Source organism: Pontimicrobium sp. MEBiC06410 (assembly GCF_053601615.1).
In genome coordinates this window covers 64,534-82,350 of the sequence record NZ_JBSHNT010000157.1, presented here as the reverse complement: position 1 = coordinate 82,350, position 17,817 = coordinate 64,534, and the positions used below count along the sequence as shown (strand labels likewise).

Sequence of the window (17,817 nt, the reverse complement as noted above, 5' to 3'; positions counted from 1 at the left end):
GTTAAAACTCTAAATGGTCTGTGTTTTTAAGAATTATTTTCAAGCTTTTTTCAAAAACACCATCAGAGTTATACGTAAATTCATAGAGGTCTTTAGAGACATCGGTTTTTCCTTTTACTATTAATTCGTATTTGGTTATAATATTACGTTCTTTAATATTACCATCTTTTAAAGCCGTTAAGATAGCTTCAGGTTTGCCAGAATATTGAATTTGAATTTTTTTAATTTTAAATTTTCTAAACACAGATTTCAAATGGGTGTTAATAGCATCTTTTAAGGAGTCTGAAAGTTGTTTGTAATGGAGCACTATTTCAACATCTTGTAACTGTCCTAAAGTATCGAATTCTATACTATACTTTTTAGAGTTGTATTTTGTTTTAGCTTCAATAGATTGTTCTGTTAAACCTTCTTCTAAATACCATTTTACCTTTTTAGATGGTGTTAATTTAAAAACAAATGCTTTAGCATTTTTAGGGACATCATCTATAGTAATTCTAGATTCTTTTTCAAACTTGTCTTGAGAGAAAGCCAAATGTGTTATTATAAGTAATGAAAGCAATAGAGTAATCTTCATTTTTAACCTTTTTTAACAAAGATAAATATTACTATCTTTAAAGTATGAGTAAGAGTATACAATTTGAAGATTTTACAGTTGTAGATATACGGGTAGGGACTATTATAAATGTTAATGATTTTCCTGAGGCTAGACAACCAGCATATCAATTAACTATAGATTTTGGAGCTTTAGGTATAAAAAAAACATCTGCACAGATTACAACACTTTATACTAAAGACATGTTATTAAATAAACAAATAGTAGCAGTTGTTAATTTTCCTAAAAAACAAATTGCTAAATTTATGAGCGAATGTTTAATTCTTGGCGCTGTTGATGGTAAAGATGTTATTTTGTTAAACCCTGAGACTCCTGTTAAAAATGGAAGTACTGTTAATTAGTGACTAAATTGATGTTTTTTAAAATAGTAGTAAAAAACTGAGAATTATCGTAAGGTTTTAATATAATATCATTCATACCTACGGCTACAATTTGTTCTCTTACTTCCTCGGCTTCTACTGCAGTTAATGCAATAATAGGCGTTTTAGTATCAAAACGTCGTATGGATTTAGTTGCTTCATAACCGTCCATTACTGGCATGTTAATATCCATTAAAATTAATTGATAATTATTTGATTTGGCTGCTTCAATTGCTTCTTCACCGTTATTCGCTATGCTACACTTAAATTGTTTTTTTTCTAAGATTTTTCTTGTAATTTTTTGATTTATCTTATTATCATCTACAATAAGTATGTGACAGCCTTTAAAGCAAAGGTCGTTTTCTTCCTCATTAGTATTGTTATTATCTGTTACTCTTTTTACGGTTAAATTAGCTTCTAAAGGCAGTATAAAACTAAAGGCCGATCCTTTATTAACTTCACTTTGAAGCTCTATTGTACTACCATGTAATGCTAATAATTTTACAACTATAGGTAAACCTAAACCAGTACCTTGATAATTGTAATTTTTATTTTGTACTTGAGAGAATTCGTCGAAAATAGCTTTTTGTTTTTCTTTTGGAATACCTATACCATCATCTTTTATTGTAAATTTCGATAAATATTTAGCGTCATGGGTTAATTCAATCAATTCTATAGTAACCCATATAGTTCCATTTTCGTTAAATTTTACAGCATTACCAATAAGGTTCATTAAAATTTGCGATAATCTAATAGAGTCTCCAATAAGCGCATTGGGTAACATTGGATCTATATTTGTATAGAGTTTGTTGTTATTTTGTTCTAGAATAAACGCAAAAGAATTAGTTATACTATTTAATAGCGAATCTAGTTTATAAGGTATTTTTTCAAGTTTTATACCGTTATTTTCCATCTTACTTAACATTAATACATCGTTAATTAAGGCTAATAAGTAATCTGCGGAGAATTTTAGCGATTTTAAATCTGTTTTATGGGTATTGCTAAGTGTTTTGTCTTCTAGTAATATGGAGGATAGACCAATAACACCGTATAAAGGTGTTCTTATTTCATGGCTAATAGTAGAGAAAAATTTTGCTTTAAGCTTGGAGAGGTGTTCTGCTTTATCTTTGGCATCTATTAACTCTTGATTTTTTTTAGATAACGCATCAATATACTTTTTACGGTTTTTTGCTAACCCGAATATAGCAGCCAAACCTATCAATAAAATGGCAGAAAGTATAACAGAGATAATATTTAATAATTTGGATTTTTTTATATAATTATCAGATTTACTTATTTTTTTGGCGTTAGCTTTAATTTTATCTTGATGTTTTTCAAATTCAAATTTAGCATTGGTTTCGGCCAATAAAACGCCTTTTTCTATATTGTATATAGCTTTATCTGTTTCGTTTTGTTTTTTTAAATAAAAGTTTGCTTTTTGTAAGTTTTGTGTTTGTTCGTATGCAATAGATAAATAATTACAAATTTGAGAGTATTGATCTAGATACTTATTATTTGCTAGGGTAATAGCTTTTTCTAAAACGGTAATAGTTTTATTATAATCTTTAATAGCATTATAGTAACGACCAAATAATATATTTAAGTTTAGCGAGAACAATTCGTGAGCTGGTTTTGTTTCAGTTAACTCTTTGGCTTTTAGTAAATACGGATATGCTTTTTTAGGTTGATTTACAATTAGGTAAGCTTCACCAATATTCATATGCTCAGCAATAGGTGGTGTAAAATTTTGCTTTTTGTTATATATAGCAATAGCTTTACTGTAATAATCAATTAATTTGGTATAATTGTCTTTAGTTACAGTTTGTATATTAGCGATATCATTATAAGCCCAAGCAATTAAACTATCTGATTTTGTTTCAATGGCCTTGTCTAAAGCTTGCTGTGTGTATAGGTTAGCTTTGTTAGGGTCATCTAGTAAATGATGTATAAAACCTAGCTCTATGAGTCCTCGAAATTCATAAAAATCATTATTACTTTTTTGAGCTTATTTAATAAGTTTATGCGAGTTTTTTATTGCATTAGAGTACTTATATTTATAAATAGAGTCTTTAATCTGTGTTTTTAGGAGTTCTAATTTTTCTGTTGTGTATGCTTCGTTAGTTTGTGAAAATAAGTCGTTACATACTAGTGTAGCAATAGTTATTAGTAGGGTAGTTATATAGCGCATAGTATGGTTAATTGTCTAGTTTATTCATAATAATCAGTAATAAAACAAAGGGGAACCAGTCTGTACTTGAGTTTAATATACAAAAAAAACCGTTACTAATTTTAGTAACGGTTTTTTTATCTTGAATAGTTATATCTATATATCGTCGAAATCTATATCTGTAAAACGGCTTTCTGCTGTTTCAGAAGCGGGTGTTTCTGTACTATTTAATGCAGGAGTATCGTATTCTTTCTTAAAATCTTTTTGGTGACGATCGCTAATAACTTCATCTCCTTTTTCCGAAATAACATAATCTGTCATTTCTTGAAGAATACTATTAAATTCCTTAAAATCTTCTTTATATAAATAGATTTTGTGTTTTTTATAATGAAACGATCCATCATCATTAGTAAACTTTTTACTCTCAGTAATCGTTAAATAATAATCTCCAGCTTTTGTAGATCTTACATCAAAGAAATACGTACGTCTTCCAGCTCTTAAAACTTTAGAATAAATTTCCTCTTTCTCCATCATCTCGTTATTGTGCATCGTTTTTTTGATTTTATATAGTTATGTTTTTAATAGACTCAAAAATCTAAAAAAAAAAGAAACCATACAACAAATTAGAGCATTTCTTTTGCGCTTAATTGTTTTAAATATAATTCTTTGTAGTAACCATCTATGTTTATCAGGGTTTCGTGAGTTCCTTTCTGTACAATTTTACCATCATCTAATACGATAATATGGTCTGCATTTTTGGCAGAAGAGATTCTATGGCTAACAATAACTGTTGTTTTTTCTTCTGTTAACTTATTAAGGTTATTTAATATTTTCTCTTCTGTTTCTGTGTCTACTGCAGAAAGGCAATCATCAAATAATAGTATTTGCGGTGCTTTTATAATAGCTCTGGCAATAGAGACACGTTGCTTTTGCCCTCCAGAAAGTGTAATACCACGTTCTCCTAATATGGTTTCGTACTGTTTATTAAATTTTTTAATGTTTTTGTGTACTTGTGCATTTTTAGCAGCAGCTATAACTTCTTCGTTTGTGGCGTCTTCTTTACCAAACTTAATATTATTGTTTATTGTATCGCTAAATAAAAAAGCATCTTGAGGAACATAGCCTGTGGCTTCACGCAAGCTATTTAAATTAATTTGGTCTATGGCTGTGTCATCTATTAAAATAGTTCCATTGTCTACATCATATAGGCGCCCTATTAAATCTAATATTGTAGATTTTCCAGAACCTGTTTTACCTATTATAGCTAATGTCTCGCCAGGGTTTACTTTAAAACTAACCCCTTTTAGAGCTTTTATATTAGTATCATCGTAAGTAAAGTACACATCTTTAAACTCAATAGTACCTTTAATAATAGAAGGGGCTTGAACAGTATTAGTAATTTCTGGCTCTAATTTTAAAAACTCATTAATTCTTTTTTGTGAAGCTTCTGCCTGTTGTATAATAGACGTTACCCAACCAACAGTAGCAACTGGCCATGTTAGCATATTTACATAAATAATAAATTCTATAATTGTTCCTAAAGAGATTAGACCATTTATATATTGTTTCCCACCAATATAAATAACAAGTAGGTTACTAATACCAATAAGTAATATCATAATAGGAAAAAAGAAAGCTTGTACCCTAACTAAACTAAGTTGTTTGTCTTTACTAGTTATAGATAATGAGTTAAATTTAGTGGCGGTTTGTGCCTCGATACCATAAGCTTTTATAACAGAAATACCACTAAAACTTTCTTGTGTAAATGTAGACAGTTTAGACAGGTACTCTTGTACAATAGTACTGCGTTTGTGTATCTGTTTGCTAATTTTATAAATTAATATAGATAAAATAGGTAATGGAATAATAGTATATAATGTAAGCGATGGTGCTTGTCTATACATAAATGTAAGCGCAACAACAAATAGCGTTATCGTGTTTATACTGTACATTATAGCTGGGCCTGCATACATTCTAACTTTACCTACATCTTCGCTTATACGGTTCATTAAATCACCAGTTCTATTTTTTTTATAGAAATTTAAAGACAGTTTTTGGTATTGATTATAAATTTCATTTTTAAGATCGAACTCTATATAACGAGAGACATTTATAATAGCCTGCCTCATAAAAAAAGTAAGTATTCCAGTAATTACTGCTGCACCAATAATAATAAGTATATACTTTAGTAATTCGCTTTTATATATAGAAATATCCCTATCTGGGTTTTGGACTTGCTCGTTTACTATGTCTATAATAGAGCCTACTAACTTAGGCACAAAAACTCTAAATAAGTTAGATATTATAGTAATAATAATCCCAGCGATTAATTGTATTCGATATTTATAAAAGTATTTTCTTAAATGCTGTAATTCTTTCATTTACAGGTTTAACTAAATTAATTGTTTGACATTTTCGTAATTTAACATGCATATTTTTGCATTAACACCAATATTAGATTATTTTTGCCCGTTGTTTTTACATAATTAGTAATTAGCAGCTTAAATTAACTTAATTAAAACTTAAATGATTTCAGAAGTTATTAACACAAACGAATTACATAAAGTAGATCCTGTTTTTGGGCAATTATCCTTTGATGGCCATGAACAAATTGTTTTTTGCAATGACAAAGATACAGGATTAAAAGCAATAATTGGTATTCATAATACTGTATTAGGTCCTGCATTAGGAGGAACTAGAATGTGGCAATATAGTAACGAATGGGAAGCATTAAATGATGTTTTACGTTTGTCTCGTGGAATGAGCTTTAAGTCTGCAATTACTGGATTAAATTTAGGAGGAGGAAAAGCAGTTATCATAGGTGATGCTAAAACTCAAAAAACACCTGAGTTAATGAAACGTTTTGGAGAGTTTGTTCACTCTTTAAGCGGAAAGTATATTACTGCAGAAGATGTAGGGATGGAAACAAGTGATATGGATTTAGTAAGAGAAGTAACCCCTTATGTTACTGGTATTTCTGAAGATAAAGGTGGCGCAGGAAACCCATCTCCAATTACAGCTTATGGTGTTTTTATGGGAATGAAAGCTGCTGCAAAATATAAATTTGGAACAGATATTTTAGAAGATAAATCTGTAATAGTACAAGGTATTGGTCATGTTGGTGAATCTTTAGTAGAACATTTAACTAATGAAGGCGCTAAAGTAATTATTTCGGATATTAATGAAGCGCGTTTAAGCGAAGTAAGTTCTAAATATGGAGCAACAATATATAGAGGAAACGATGTATACAGTGAAGCAGTAGATATTTATGCCCCATGTGCTTTAGGCGCAACAATAAATGATGCAACAATAAATAACATAAAAGCTAAAGTAATAGCAGGAGCTGCAAATAACCAATTGGCAGACGAAAATAAGCATGGACAAATGCTTAAAGATAAAGGAATTGTTTACGCACCAGATTTTTTAATTAATGCAGGAGGAATAATTAATGTATATGCAGAATTAGAAAATTACGGAAAAACCGAAATTATGCGTAAAACCGAAAATATATATAATACAACATTAGAAATTTTATCTAATGCAGAGAGTAATGGTGTTACAACACACCAAGCGGCATTAAATATTGCACAAGGAAGAATTGATGCAAGAAAAAAAGAGAATATGAATGCTTAGGTAATTCATAAAAAAGACTATTTTTGCAGGGCAAAAGTTAATATTAACTTTTGCCCTTTTTAATGACTATATATATTAAAAGTAAAAGTTCTTTGTAAACATGTTAAGTAGAAGACACATTAGAGTAAAAGTAATGCAAGTGCTGTATGCATTTAAAGGTACAGAAAGCGATGATTTTGTAAAAGACCAAAAATTCTTACTCTACAGTATAGATAATATGTACAATTTGTACCTATTATTAATCTCTTTAATGATAGAGGTGCAGAAGCGTGCAGAAAATCATTTAACAAAAACACAAAATAAACACTTAGCAACTAAAGAAGAAAAAAATCCTAATCGTAAGTTTATAAATAATGAAGTATTACAGATGCTTAAAACTAATGAGCAACTGCAAGCTAAATTTGATGCGCACAATATTAAAAATTGGGAGCTAGATAATGAATACGTAGAACTTATTTTTAAAGCAATATTAAAAAGTGATTTGTATAAAACATATCTAGAAACGAGAACTTCTAATTTTAAAGAAGATAAAGAGTTTTTAATAGATGTTTTTAAAGAAATCATAGCCCCTAACGAGAAGTTATATGATTATTTAGAAGATAAAAATTTAACTTGGTTAGACGATTTGCCTACAGTAAATACTACCATATTAAAACTATTACGTAAAGTAAAACCTAAATCGGATCAATTTCATTTTATACCAAAACTGTATAAAGATTTAGATGATAAACAGTTTGCTATAGATTTGTTTAGAAAAACCTTACTTAACCAATCTGCATTGGCTAAAGAAATAGAAGGTAAAACGACCAATTGGGATGCAGACCGTATAGCTTCATTAGATAAAGTATTATTAAAAATGGGAGTTAGCGAATTAAAAAACTTTCCATCTATACCTACTAAGGTCACCATAAATGAGTATTTAGAAATTTCTAAAGAGTACTCTACACCAAAAAGTAGCATTTTTATAAATGGTATTTTAGATAAGCTTGTAAAAGACTATCAGGCGTCTGGTAAATTAAATAAAGTAGGAAGGGGTTTGATGTAAATAAAAATTATTGTTATTTTTACATCCCTAAGTTTAACATATATTAAAAATTAAATAAAAAATTATGAAAAAAGTAGTACTAGTATTAAGTGCAATATGTATGGTGGCATTTACATCATGTAAAAAAGATGCAGCAGCGGCAATAGATGATAGCAAAGTAGCAGCAGCAGCAGATAGAGATGCAAATGCATCTAATTTTCCAGTAATACAATTTGATAAAGTAGATCACGATTTTGGTGAAATAATTTCAGGAACTAACGTAGAAACAGTATTTAATTATACAAATACAGGAAAATCTCCTTTAGTAATTACAGACATTAAAAGTTCTTGTGGATGTACTATTCCTAAAGATTGGTCTAAAGAGCCTTTAGCACCAGGAGCATCAGGAAGTTTTACTGTTAAATTTAATGGAAAAGGAGCTAACAAAGTTTCTAAAACAGTAACGGTAACGGCAAATACAGAAAAAGGAAGAGAAACTGTAAGAATTTCTGCTTTTGTTAAGCCAGATCCTAACGCACCTAAAAAAGCAACACCTACAGCATCACCAGTAATTAAGTAATAATGGGAGGAATCGTAGATTTTTTACCATTCATTGCAATGTTTGGTGTTATATATTTCTTGATGATAGTACCGCAAAGAAAGCGTGCTAAACAAGAGAAACAATTTGCTTCAGACTTGAAGCGCGGAGATAAAGTTATTACTAAAAGCGGAATGCATGGTAAAATAACAGACTTAAATGATAAAGACAACAGTTGTGTTATAGAAACAATGGCTGGTAAAATTAAGTTTGACCGCTCCGCAATTTCTATGGAAATGAGTAAAAAACTTAATACTTCAGATAAATAGAAATTTAAAATCTATATAAAAAAAGCTTCCTAAATTAGGAAGCTTTTTTTATGCAATAAAGTGAAGTATAAAACAAAAGCTTATTTTAGTGCATATAAGTTGCTTTAATGCATTAAAAAAGAAAAATAAATGATAACCTTAAAAGAATTAGCGAAGAAGTTAAATGTTTCTATATCTACTGTATCTAAAGCTTTAAACGATAGTTGCGAAATTAGCGAGGAAACCATTAAACGAGTTAAAGAAGTTGCAGCGATCTATAATTATTCACCTAACAAGGTTGCATTAAGCTTAAAAAATAGTAAAACAAAAACTATAGGTGTTATTATTCCGAATATATTAAACCACTTTTTTGCAAAAGTATTATATGGTATAGAAAAAGAAGCTTCAAAACGAGGGTATAGTTTAATAACTTGTATTTCTAATGAGTTGTACGATAAAGAAGTTAATAGCTTAAACTTATTAGCTAATGGTAGTGTAGATGGCTTTATTATGTCTATAGCAGAAGAAACACAAATACAACAAAAATCTGATCATTTTAAATCTATTTTAGATAGAAAATTGCCAATTGTAATGTTTGATCGTACCTCAGAAAAAGTAGACTGCGATAAAGTAATTATAGACGATTTTCAAGCTACCTATAAAGTAACAAAACATTTAATAGATGAAGGCAGGCAACAAATAGTGCTCATTAATAATATTGAAGAATTAAGTGTAGGTAAATTAAGAACTAAAGGATACTTACAAGCAATAGAAGATGAAAATAATTATAAAAATGTACCCCTTGTAGTAAATATCTCTAAGGCAGATAATTTAGAAATTGCTGTAGATTCTATTTTTGAAACTTATAAAAATGTAGATGGTATAATTGCTATAGACAACGTATCTGGAGTAATTGCTTTAAATAAAGCTAAAAAAAGAGGCTATGCTATTCCCGAAAATTTATCAATAATAGGTTTTTCAGACGAAAATATATTACAATTTACAACACCTAAACTGTCTACAGTATCGCAACACTCACAAGACATTGGGGCAGCTTCTGTAAGACTGTTAGTAAAGAGACTTGAAAGTAAAGATAAAATAGAACCTACTACTAAAATTATTGATGTAAGCCTTCATTTAAGAGAAACTACAAAATAAATATAAATTATAGTACTTTATACTTTATGGTTTAACAGTTTTTATACTTATCGTGTAGGCCTTTGTTTTGAAGAATCATTGGCTTAATTTTTTCTAATCGAGATTGTTTTGTAGCCTCTCGTTTTGCTGCAGCTATATGCTCGCAATATTCACGTTGCTTAGAAGGCGACAAGTTATTAAATGCTGTTTTTAAAGTAGTATCTTTTTCTAATTCTAATTTTAACTTTTCAGGTATAATAGTATCTTTCTTAGAGCGATCTGGTTTTATTTCTTTTCCAAGTTTTTGGTTTTCTATAGCTTCTTTTACATACGATAAAACAATATTTTTATTAATAGCTTCAATAGAGTCAAAACGCATTTGTCTCAATGCTTTTGTTTTATTTTCTTGAGCATTAACTAATACTTGCTGTTCGTCTTTTAAAAAGACACCATTAAAAAACCAAATACCAAAGTGTTTTTTAAAAGCACCAAGACCTACAACATTTTTACCATTTGAGGTATATACAGGAGCGCTCCATTTTATAGCTTCTTCTAATTCTGTAGTATTTAAAATCTCTCGTAATAAAGTTAAGGCTTCTGCATAATGCGAATTATTTTCTATATATTCTTCAACTGAATTAACTTTTTTCATAATTAATAATTTAATGTTATTCCCAATAGGTAAGCGTTCTTGTTTCTACATAAATTGGGATGAATTTTTTTGAATTGGATGTATGCGATTTTAAAGCCACCGTTTTTTTTATCCAATTACCAATAGTATCAAAATTATATGTAATCTTTAATTCTTCTTTTAATATATTGTTTTCGTAGTGTTTTTCTTTAATGGGGTTATAATACCTATCGTAAATAACCTCCCTCATTAAATAGGCTTTATCATCTTTAGCAATATTATGTTCGGTAATTTTAAAAACTCTATCATTATTATACGTATAAGTTGTTTTTACTCTAAAATAATTGGATCCATTTATAGACTCAGTAATATTACCATGATTATTGTAGCTATAGGTATTAGTTATAGTGGCTTTTTTTTCCAATATAGCCTCTTTAATGATTTGGTTTTTTGTGTTGTAACTATAAGTTGTTTTTATAGAGTCTTGTTTATTTATTTTAAGTTTTTCTATAATTTTATTTTTAGCATTATAAGTAGAAACAATTTTTGAATATATACTATCATTAATAATGATAGTTTGTATTTCTTTTTTAGTAACACTATCTCTAATTATTGATTTTACCATGTGTTCAGGAAAAACAGAACTTTTAGTAATGGATTTTATTAAATTATTTTTAGAATCATAAACAGCATTAACTGTTTGTTGTGTTTTTCCAAAAAAATCAAAATATTCAGTACTCTCTACATTACCATTTATAGTATAAGTTTCTGTGAAAACAGGGACTGGTTTATCTGTTTTTTTAGTGTTTAAAGTATCTATATTCGCTCTAAACTGTTGTAGTTTTTTTACATTGCTAAATATGTTTTTTGCTTCTAAATCTGTCTTAAAATTTGAATATTTTGGTGTAACATCAAATTCTTTTTGACAGCTTGTAAATAATAGAAGTATAGATATTATGAAGAAGTATTGTTTCATCTCGCTATTTTAAGTAAAACGAAGGTCGTATATTTTAATAAGATATTCAAAATATAGAAACGTTTAACTATGTATTTTGTAGCAAAAGTATTGCTCGTATATACGTTTACTTTTTCTGAAATATACCAAACAATTCATTATCCTGTCTTGGGGCTATAGAATTATAGCATTTGTCGAAGGTGTTTATTTTAAAATATGGAGAAAAGTAGCTTAAATACTCCTCTTTTGTTCCTCCAAATGGACGTTTTTCCATATCCCTCGTTAAAGGGATATCAAACCATACGCCAACTAATTTTCCTTCTGGTTTTAAAAGTGAATTTATCTTTTTAGCATATAACTTACGATTATTTAGTGTAGGAGGAAAGGAACAAAAAAAGGTTTGCTCAAAAATTAAATCGAAACTATTATTATACTCAAAAAAGTTACCCTCTATGAGTTGATTTAGCGGAAAATTTGGGACTCTTTTTAATAATGCTTTTAATGGAGCATTAGCAATATCTAATACATACACATTTTTAAAGCCATTATTAAATAAGTACTCTGCTTCGTATGAATTACCAGCACCAGGAATTAATATTTTTAAATCTTTATTGGTAATTTGATCTATGTAAACTTTTAGTGGAGTAGAAGGCGCTCCAATATCCCAACCAGTTTTATTGTCTTGATAACGTTTAGACCAATAATTCTTTTCTTCTTGTGTATTTGGCATTTTGTGTAAACTTATTTAGTGTCTTCAACTCTAAAAGTATAGGTAGCAATAAGATCTTCTTTTATATATAAATGTACATCATAAAAACCCGTGGTGTTAAATTGATGGTTAAACGATAAATTTAAGTTTTTAATGCGTGTGTTTTCTGGTTGTATTGTTTTACTATTATTGCCATCGTCTATTAAAAGAGAAATGTTATCTTCTACTACAGGTTTTAAAAGCGTATACTTGAAAGCTATACTTTCATCTTTCGCTATTGTATGATGCATTTTTTTTGGAGATTCATGTAGTGCTAGGTTTGTATAGGCTTTGCTATAAATTATTGGCGCTTCTATAAAACTTTCAAACGTAGGCGTTTTTGTATTTAAAAGTAACCATTTAGAGTCTATAGGGTAATGGTTTACAGCAAATAACTCTGGATTAGTTAAGAAATAACCATTATTATATTTAAATACAAAAGTATTGGTTTTGGGGTCTGGTACACCACTAGCCCAAGTGGGGTCGCATAAGTACCATTTATTGTTTAACTTAATAGCATTCCATGAGTGATTAGGAATATTGAGTTTGTCTATATCTGTTGTACTTGTCCTACCATACCCATTAACAATAACACAGCTTAAATTTGCTAGTTCAGAAAGCTCTTTTAGAATATAGGCATAACCAGTACAAATTGTTTTTTCACGTTTTAATAGCTTGCGAAATATTTCTTTTTTAACACGTTCATTCCAAGCGTTTAATTTTCCTGCTTGATGCTGTAATTGTTGTCGTTTTCTACTGTTTTTTAAATAGAGATTGTAATCGTTTGCAATGTTAGTACAAACCCATAAATAAATAGCCCTAAATTTTTCTACGTCTGTATTTAAATTGGAGGTGAGTTTATAAGACAATTGAGGTAAATTATTTAACCCTTCATTTTTGTATGCTAAAGCAATACTGTCTGCTTTGTAAAAATTTACAGTTCCAAAATCAGAGAGTTGAGCATTAGATTGCAATACAATTACAAAGGGCAAAATATACCACAGTGTCTTCATCTGTTTATAGCTATTATAGTGTGTTATTTACGTTTAGATTTGTAGGGACTATCTGTTTGTAGTGCTCCAATAACCTCTATAACATCCGATGTTAAGACTAAATTAATAACCGTTCTGTCTTTTTCAACTTTTACTTCTTGCGTTTCGTAACCTAAATAACTAAACAATAAAATGTCGCCATCTTTTAATGGTTTAGGAAATGTAAAAGCGCCATTTTTATCTGTAGCTGTACCAATAACAGTTCCTTTTTTAATAATACTAACACCTTCTAAACGGCCATCTTCATCACTTACAGTTCCTGTAACTGTAAGTTCTTGATTTGCTGTTGATGTAGTCAAGTTATTCTGAGCATATGCAGTACCAGAAAATAATAGGGCAATAATTAGCATTCCGAAAATACCAAATGTGCTCTTAAAAGCATCAAATCTTGTCTGTGTAAAATTCAATTGTTTTGTCATAATATATAATGTTTTTATCAAATGTATAGACAATGCTATTGTGTATCAAACAACATTGAGTGATCTAAACGATTTAATTAGTAAAAACGACGTTTCAATGAGTATAGAAAAATGTATTTATCTTATTTTCAAAGATAACCATTTTTAAGTGTCTTATAGAAAGTAAAGATATCCTGATTTTTAACAGGTTAGTTTTCAACTTTTATAACTTTGCCTATAATATTATTTGCAGGAATCCAACCATTTAATTTACCTAAATTATTACCAATTAAAATGTTTTCGTTTTGTATGTCTTTAATGAGATGTAATAAATAATTATCTTTCCATTTTACGAAAACAATATCATTAATTACTATTTGTTCAGGTTCTATCCTTTGTATAGTAACTAATTGACCAGATTCTATTCTTCCTTTCATAGAGCCTCCTTGTGGTCTTACTTGGCATTTGTTATTTTTAGATAATTCTTTTAAAGCGTCTTTAACCCATCCCATAATTTTATTTCATGATTATTACAGTAATTTGTTTTTAAGTGTTAATAGTCATTTATATACGCAAGATACATTTTATAAGCAGTGTAGAAAGGTCTAAAATAGCTTTAACCGTTTAAAAAAAAACTACAGTTATGACATATTGTATTAAAAATATACACCCCAAAACTATTATAGTTTTGGGGTGTTATTATGTAATAGTAATTACAAATTACTTTTTCTCTGCAGTAATCTCTGCTATTTTACAAATGACCTCGGTAGCTTTAATCATACTTTCTACAGGAACATATTCGTAACGTCCATGGAAATTATGGCCTCCAGCAAAAATATTTGGGCATGGTAAGCCCATATAACTTAATTGAGATCCATCTGTTCCACCACGAATAGGTTTTATAAGTGGTTTAATGTTTAATTGTTTCATAGCTTCTTCCGCTATATCTACAATATGCATTACAGGCTCCACTTTTTCTTTCATATTAAAGTATTGGTCTGTAATTTCTATTTCTATAACTTCTCTTCCGTATTGCGAATTTAATTCGTTTGTTAGTTTTTGCATCACCTCTTTACGGGCTTCAAAATGTTCACGATCGTGATCACGAATAATATACTGTAATACGGTATCTTCTACTTCTCCATTAATAGAATATAAATGGAAAAAGCCTTCATAGCCTTCAGTATGTTCAGGGGTTTCCATGCGCGGTAAAGAGTTTATAAACTCTGTAGCAATGTACATAGAGTTTACCATTTTACCTTTAGCATAACCAGGGTGTACTATTTTACCCTTTATTCTAACTTTAGCACCTGCAGCATTAAAATTCTCATATTCTAATTCTCCAATTTGGCTACCATCCATTGTATAAGCCCAATCTGCACCAAATTTTTCTACATCAAATTTATGAGCACCACGGCCAATTTCTTCATCTGGTGTAAAGCCTACTTTTATAGTACCATGTTTAATGTCTGGATTATTAATAAGGTGTTCCATGGCTGAAATAATTTCGCAAATACCAGCTTTATCATCTGCACCTAAAAGAGTTGTACCATCTGTGGTAATTAAAGTTTGGCCTTTATATTGTAATAAATCCTCAAAATAATCTGGAGACAGTATAATGTTTTCAGCCTCATTTAAAATGATGTCTTTTCCGTCATAATTATCTATAATTTGCGGATTTACATTTGCACCAGTAAAATCTGGAGTAGTATCAAAATGAGATACAAAACCTATAGTTGGTACTTGATGCTCTACATTACTTGGTAGCGTTGCCATAATGTATGCATTCTCATCTATAGTAACATCGCTCATGCCTATAGCTTTTAATTCTTCTACTAGAGCATTAGCTAAGTCCCATTGTTTTGCTGTACTAGGTGTGGTATCACTTTCTGGGTCCGATTCTGTATCTACTATAACATAGCTTACAAAACGTTTTATTATATCATCTTTAGAAATCATTTAAATATCGTTTAATTTGGTGTTTGTTCAACCTGTAAAAGTCGAAATATGGGTATAAAGTTACAATTTATAACTTTTTTGTCTTTTAGAATTGCTCAATTTTTTATTTAGAAGTACTTTTGCGCAAACATAATTCAATGTATAAAGCATTATTACGACCATTATTTTTTCTTTTTGATCCTGAAAAGATCCATCACTTCACATTTTCCTTAATAAAAACGACTTCTAAATTACCAGGAGTACCAGCTTTATTTAGAAGTTTATATGTGGTTAACGATAAACGCTTAGAACGTAAATTATTTGGGTTAACTTTTAAAAACCCTGTAGGGCTAGCTGCCGGATTCGATAAAAATGCAGTATTATATAACGAATTAGCAAACTTTGGTTTTGGTTTTATAGAAATAGGAACTGTTACACCAAAGGGGCAAGCAGGAAACCCTAAAAAGCGTTTGTTTAGACTTCAAGACGATAAAGGGATTATTAACCGAATGGGCTTTAATAATGAAGGTCTAGAAGCAGCAGTTAAGCAATTAAAACAAAATAAAGGGAGACTTATTATAGGAGGAAATATTGGTAAAAACACTCAAACAAAACCAGAAGATTATACCAAGGACTATTTAGAGTGTTTTAATGTATTACACCCTTACGTAGATTATTTTGTGCTAAATGTAAGTTGCCCAAATGTAGGTAGCCATGCTAAATTAAATGATAAAGACTATTTATTAGAGCTTATTGGTGCTGTGCAAAAGGCAAATACTACATTTGAGACCCAAAAACCAATACTTTTAAAAATAGCTCCAGATTTAAATAACATCCAGTTAGATGAAATTATTGAATTAATTTCTGAAACTAATTTAGATGGTGTAATTGCTAGTAATACTTCTACCGATAGAACAGGCTTAAAAGCTAGCGATGCCCGTTTAAAAGAAATAGGAAACGGTGGTTTAAGCGGACAACCAGTAAAAGATAAATCGACACGTGTTATTAAATACTTAGCCGATAAAAGTAATAAAGCATTTCCTATTATAGGAGTAGGAGGCATACATTCTGCTAAAGATGCTTTAGATAAAATAGAAGCGGGTGCAGATTTAGTTCAAATTTATACAGGATTTATTTACGAAGGCCCTTCATTAATAAAATCTATAAATAAGGCGTTACTCAATAATTAATTTTTGAGTAGTAGTTTCTCCATTTTTAGTATTTAGTTTTACGAGGTAAATGCCTTTATTTAGCGACAAGTTAATTTTTACTGTAGCTCTATTACCATCTAGTAAAACCGTTTTAACTAAACTACCTAGAATGTTATAAATTTTAACATTTTTTAAATGCTTTACAGAGTTACCGCTAATAGTAATAGGTCCTTTTGAAGGATTTGGAGCTATTTTAAAATCGACTTCTTGTGCCTTAAACTTTAAAGAGTTTGAATTATTTTTAGTAGACATATCGTAGTTGTGACTAGTGTAAGAAACATTAGATATATCAGAATCTTGTGCCCATATACCATAAGACATTAATAGAAGTATAATAAGATAACAAGGCGTTTTTTTCATAGATTAGAGGTAATTGGTTTTTAAAATTACAATTTAGATTCAAAAAACACTAATAATAACATGTTAATTTTCACGAATAGTTTACTTTTAATAAAATGTAAAAACCATCTTAAAGTTTAGTTTGTGAATTACGATTTAATCTTCTCCTTTATTTTAGCGACTTCCGCTTTAGCTTTTTCTCCAGGGCCAGATAATATTTATGTATTGATGCTGAGTTTAACCAATGGTAAAGCTTATGGTTTAGCAACTGTTTGCGGGTTAATATCTGGTTGCCTATTACATACTACACTTGTTGCCTTTGGAGTATCAGCAATTATAAAGGCTAACGAAACCCTATTCTTTACTATCAAATTGTTAGGCGCATTGTATCTATTGTATTTAGCCTATAAAGTTTTTAAAAGCGATTCCAGAGTAACTTTATCTAATACTAATGTACCTAAAAAAGGCTTATGGCAATTGTTTAAGCAAGGAGCTATAATGAATGTATTAAACCCAAAAGTCTCTATTTTCTTTTTAGCCTTTTTTCCTGGGTTTTTATATAGCGACACACAAAGTACAGTCACTCAATTTTATGTGCTGGGGTTGTTGTTTATGGCTACTTCGTTTGTTATTTTTTCAGGGATAGCCATACTTGCTGGATTTATTTCAGATTACTTGAAGCAAAATGCAAATGTAGGCGTTATATTAAAATGGCCACAGATAGTTGTGTTTATAGGTATTGCTATTTTAATATTAATATAAAGCA

The 17,817-nt window shown here is 29.5% G+C and carries 21 protein-coding genes; 8 read left to right on the top strand and 13 right to left on the bottom strand.

Annotation, left to right across the window (positions count from 1 at the left end; genetic code table 11):
- Window position 1: 1 nt before the first annotated feature.
- Entirely contained in the window at window positions 2–574 is a 573-nt protein-coding gene (locus ACVC08_RS12535) for a hypothetical protein (RefSeq protein ID WP_452602260.1), read from the bottom strand.
- 44 nt (window positions 575–618) lie between these two features.
- Here ACVC08_RS12535 and ACVC08_RS12530 point away from each other — a divergent pair, with 44 nt between their 5' ends.
- Window positions 619–954, top strand: coding sequence for a tRNA-binding protein (locus ACVC08_RS12530; protein WP_452599710.1), 336 nt, complete (start codon window positions 619–621; stop codon window positions 952–954).
- Here ACVC08_RS12530 and ACVC08_RS12525 read toward each other — a convergent pair.
- The 4 genes from ACVC08_RS12525 to ACVC08_RS12510 form a co-directional block, all read right to left on the bottom strand.
- Complete coding sequence (locus tag ACVC08_RS12525; protein ID WP_452602259.1) at window positions 947–2,692, bottom strand: response regulator; 1,746 nt, start codon at window positions 2,690–2,692, stop codon at window positions 947–949. The two genes, ACVC08_RS12530 and ACVC08_RS12525, sit on opposite strands and share 8 nt — an antisense overlap.
- Window positions 2,693–2,977: 285 nt before the next feature.
- On the bottom strand, window positions 2,978–3,160 hold the full coding sequence (locus ACVC08_RS12520; RefSeq protein WP_452602258.1) for a hypothetical protein: 183 nt from the start codon (window positions 3,158–3,160) through the stop codon (window positions 2,978–2,980).
- A gap of 135 nt (window positions 3,161–3,295) precedes the next feature.
- A complete protein-coding gene (locus tag ACVC08_RS12515) occupies window positions 3,296–3,688 on the bottom strand; it encodes a PUR family DNA/RNA-binding protein (protein WP_452599712.1) in 393 nt (130 codons plus the stop codon).
- 74 nt (window positions 3,689–3,762) lie between these two features.
- On the bottom strand, window positions 3,763–5,520 hold the full coding sequence (locus ACVC08_RS12510; protein WP_452602257.1) for an ABC transporter ATP-binding protein: 1,758 nt from the start codon (window positions 5,518–5,520) through the stop codon (window positions 3,763–3,765).
- 145 nt (window positions 5,521–5,665) lie between these two features.
- On the opposite strand from ACVC08_RS12510, the gene ACVC08_RS12505 reads away from it, so the two are divergent.
- The 5 genes from ACVC08_RS12505 to ACVC08_RS12485 all read left to right on the top strand — a co-directional run bounded on the left by ACVC08_RS12505 (window position 5,666) and on the right by ACVC08_RS12485 (window position 9,800).
- The gene (locus ACVC08_RS12505; RefSeq protein WP_452602256.1) at window positions 5,666–6,772 is read left to right on the top strand and encodes a Glu/Leu/Phe/Val family dehydrogenase; all 1,107 of its coding nucleotides are present in this window, start codon (window positions 5,666–5,668) and stop codon (window positions 6,770–6,772) included.
- Window positions 6,773–6,872: 100 nt separating this feature from the next.
- Entirely contained in the window at window positions 6,873–7,817 is a 945-nt protein-coding gene (gene nusB / locus ACVC08_RS12500) for a transcription antitermination factor NusB (protein ID WP_452599715.1), read from the top strand.
- 64 nt (window positions 7,818–7,881) lie between these two features.
- Window positions 7,882–8,376 (top strand): DUF1573 domain-containing protein, encoded by a 495-nt coding sequence (locus ACVC08_RS12495; protein ID WP_452599716.1) that lies wholly within the window; start codon window positions 7,882–7,884, stop codon window positions 8,374–8,376.
- 2 nt (window positions 8,377–8,378) lie between these two features.
- Window positions 8,379–8,663: a preprotein translocase subunit YajC gene (gene yajC / locus ACVC08_RS12490; protein WP_452602255.1), complete on the top strand. Its 285-nt coding sequence runs from the start codon at window positions 8,379–8,381 to the stop codon at window positions 8,661–8,663.
- Window positions 8,664–8,792: 129 nt separating this feature from the next.
- Complete coding sequence (locus ACVC08_RS12485) at window positions 8,793–9,800, top strand: LacI family DNA-binding transcriptional regulator (protein WP_452602254.1); 1,008 nt, start codon at window positions 8,793–8,795, stop codon at window positions 9,798–9,800.
- Window positions 9,801–9,831: 31 nt separating this feature from the next.
- On the opposite strand, the gene ACVC08_RS12480 is transcribed toward ACVC08_RS12485, so the two are convergent.
- The 7 genes from ACVC08_RS12480 to pepT all read right to left on the bottom strand — a co-directional run bounded on the left by ACVC08_RS12480 (window position 9,832) and on the right by pepT (window position 15,522).
- Window positions 9,832–10,431 carry a YdeI/OmpD-associated family protein gene (locus tag ACVC08_RS12480; protein ID WP_452602253.1) on the bottom strand — a complete coding sequence of 200 codons (600 nt, stop codon included), beginning with the start codon at window positions 10,429–10,431 and terminating at the stop codon, window positions 9,832–9,834.
- Between the two features lie 16 nt (window positions 10,432–10,447).
- Window positions 10,448–11,386, bottom strand: a complete 939-nt coding sequence (locus ACVC08_RS12475) for a hypothetical protein (protein ID WP_452602252.1) — start codon at window positions 11,384–11,386, stop codon at window positions 10,448–10,450.
- A 106-nt stretch (window positions 11,387–11,492) separates the two neighbouring features.
- A complete protein-coding gene (locus ACVC08_RS12470) occupies window positions 11,493–12,095 on the bottom strand; it encodes a methyltransferase domain-containing protein (protein ID WP_452602251.1) in 603 nt (200 codons plus the stop codon).
- A gap of 11 nt (window positions 12,096–12,106) precedes the next feature.
- A complete protein-coding gene (locus ACVC08_RS12465) occupies window positions 12,107–13,126 on the bottom strand; it encodes a transglutaminase domain-containing protein (protein ID WP_452602250.1) in 1,020 nt (339 codons plus the stop codon).
- Between the two features lie 23 nt (window positions 13,127–13,149).
- Window positions 13,150–13,584 (bottom strand): carboxypeptidase-like regulatory domain-containing protein, encoded by a 435-nt coding sequence (locus ACVC08_RS12460; RefSeq protein ID WP_452599783.1) that lies wholly within the window; start codon window positions 13,582–13,584, stop codon window positions 13,150–13,152.
- 188 nt (window positions 13,585–13,772) lie between these two features.
- Window positions 13,773–14,075, bottom strand: coding sequence for a hypothetical protein (locus ACVC08_RS12455; RefSeq protein ID WP_452602249.1), 303 nt, complete (start codon window positions 14,073–14,075; stop codon window positions 13,773–13,775).
- 208 nt (window positions 14,076–14,283) lie between these two features.
- Window positions 14,284–15,522 carry a peptidase T gene (pepT, locus tag ACVC08_RS12450; RefSeq protein WP_452602248.1) on the bottom strand — a complete coding sequence of 413 codons (1,239 nt, stop codon included), beginning with the start codon at window positions 15,520–15,522 and terminating at the stop codon, window positions 14,284–14,286.
- 137 nt (window positions 15,523–15,659) lie between these two features.
- Here pepT and ACVC08_RS12445 point away from each other — a divergent pair, with 137 nt between their 5' ends.
- Window positions 15,660–16,691: a quinone-dependent dihydroorotate dehydrogenase gene (locus ACVC08_RS12445; RefSeq protein WP_452598148.1), complete on the top strand. Its 1,032-nt coding sequence runs from the start codon at window positions 15,660–15,662 to the stop codon at window positions 16,689–16,691.
- Here ACVC08_RS12445 and ACVC08_RS12440 read toward each other — a convergent pair.
- Window positions 16,677–17,072 carry a T9SS type A sorting domain-containing protein gene (locus ACVC08_RS12440; RefSeq protein ID WP_452602247.1) on the bottom strand — a complete coding sequence of 132 codons (396 nt, stop codon included), beginning with the start codon at window positions 17,070–17,072 and terminating at the stop codon, window positions 16,677–16,679. The genes ACVC08_RS12445 and ACVC08_RS12440 overlap by 15 nt on opposite strands.
- A gap of 123 nt (window positions 17,073–17,195) precedes the next feature.
- Between ACVC08_RS12440 and ACVC08_RS12435 the strand changes: the two genes are divergently transcribed.
- Window positions 17,196–17,813: a LysE family translocator gene (locus ACVC08_RS12435; RefSeq protein WP_452602246.1), complete on the top strand. Its 618-nt coding sequence runs from the start codon at window positions 17,196–17,198 to the stop codon at window positions 17,811–17,813.
- Window positions 17,814–17,817: the final 4 nt, after the last annotated feature.

What these genes read in the sequence shown, in the direction of transcription:
- ACVC08_RS12510 (WP_452602257.1), bottom strand. Translation starts at nt 5,520, where the DNA reads ATGAAAGAATTACAGCATTTAAGAAAATACTTTTATAAATATCGAATA.
- ACVC08_RS12460 (WP_452599783.1), bottom strand. Translation starts at nt 13,584, where the DNA reads ATGACAAAACAATTGAATTTTACACAGACAAGATTTGATGCTTTTAAG.
- ACVC08_RS12525 (WP_452602259.1), bottom strand. Translation starts at nt 2,692, where the DNA reads ATGAATATTGGTGAAGCTTACCTAATTGTAAATCAACCTAAAAAAGCA.
- ACVC08_RS12520 (WP_452602258.1), bottom strand. Translation starts at nt 3,160, where the DNA reads ATGCGCTATATAACTACCCTACTAATAACTATTGCTACACTAGTATGT.
- ACVC08_RS12530 (WP_452599710.1), top strand. Translation starts at nt 619, where the DNA reads ATGAGTAAGAGTATACAATTTGAAGATTTTACAGTTGTAGATATACGG.
- ACVC08_RS12440 (WP_452602247.1), bottom strand. Translation starts at nt 17,072, where the DNA reads ATGAAAAAAACGCCTTGTTATCTTATTATACTTCTATTAATGTCTTAT.
- ACVC08_RS12495 (WP_452599716.1), top strand. Translation starts at nt 7,882, where the DNA reads ATGAAAAAAGTAGTACTAGTATTAAGTGCAATATGTATGGTGGCATTT.
- ACVC08_RS12480 (WP_452602253.1), bottom strand. Translation starts at nt 10,431, where the DNA reads ATGAAAAAAGTTAATTCAGTTGAAGAATATATAGAAAATAATTCGCAT.
- pepT (WP_452602248.1), bottom strand. Translation starts at nt 15,522, where the DNA reads ATGATTTCTAAAGATGATATAATAAAACGTTTTGTAAGCTATGTTATA.
- ACVC08_RS12445 (WP_452598148.1), top strand. Translation starts at nt 15,660, where the DNA reads ATGTATAAAGCATTATTACGACCATTATTTTTTCTTTTTGATCCTGAA.
- ACVC08_RS12470 (WP_452602251.1), bottom strand. Translation starts at nt 12,095, where the DNA reads ATGCCAAATACACAAGAAGAAAAGAATTATTGGTCTAAACGTTATCAA.
- yajC (WP_452602255.1), top strand. Translation starts at nt 8,379, where the DNA reads ATGGGAGGAATCGTAGATTTTTTACCATTCATTGCAATGTTTGGTGTT.
- ACVC08_RS12465 (WP_452602250.1), bottom strand. Translation starts at nt 13,126, where the DNA reads ATGAAGACACTGTGGTATATTTTGCCCTTTGTAATTGTATTGCAATCT.
- ACVC08_RS12475 (WP_452602252.1), bottom strand. Translation starts at nt 11,386, where the DNA reads ATGAAACAATACTTCTTCATAATATCTATACTTCTATTATTTACAAGC.
- ACVC08_RS12515 (WP_452599712.1), bottom strand. Translation starts at nt 3,688, where the DNA reads ATGCACAATAACGAGATGATGGAGAAAGAGGAAATTTATTCTAAAGTT.
- ACVC08_RS12455 (WP_452602249.1), bottom strand. Translation starts at nt 14,075, where the DNA reads ATGGGATGGGTTAAAGACGCTTTAAAAGAATTATCTAAAAATAACAAA.
- ACVC08_RS12535 (WP_452602260.1), bottom strand. Translation starts at nt 574, where the DNA reads ATGAAGATTACTCTATTGCTTTCATTACTTATAATAACACATTTGGCT.
- nusB (WP_452599715.1), top strand. Translation starts at nt 6,873, where the DNA reads ATGTTAAGTAGAAGACACATTAGAGTAAAAGTAATGCAAGTGCTGTAT.
- ACVC08_RS12505 (WP_452602256.1), top strand. Translation starts at nt 5,666, where the DNA reads ATGATTTCAGAAGTTATTAACACAAACGAATTACATAAAGTAGATCCT.
- ACVC08_RS12485 (WP_452602254.1), top strand. Translation starts at nt 8,793, where the DNA reads ATGATAACCTTAAAAGAATTAGCGAAGAAGTTAAATGTTTCTATATCT.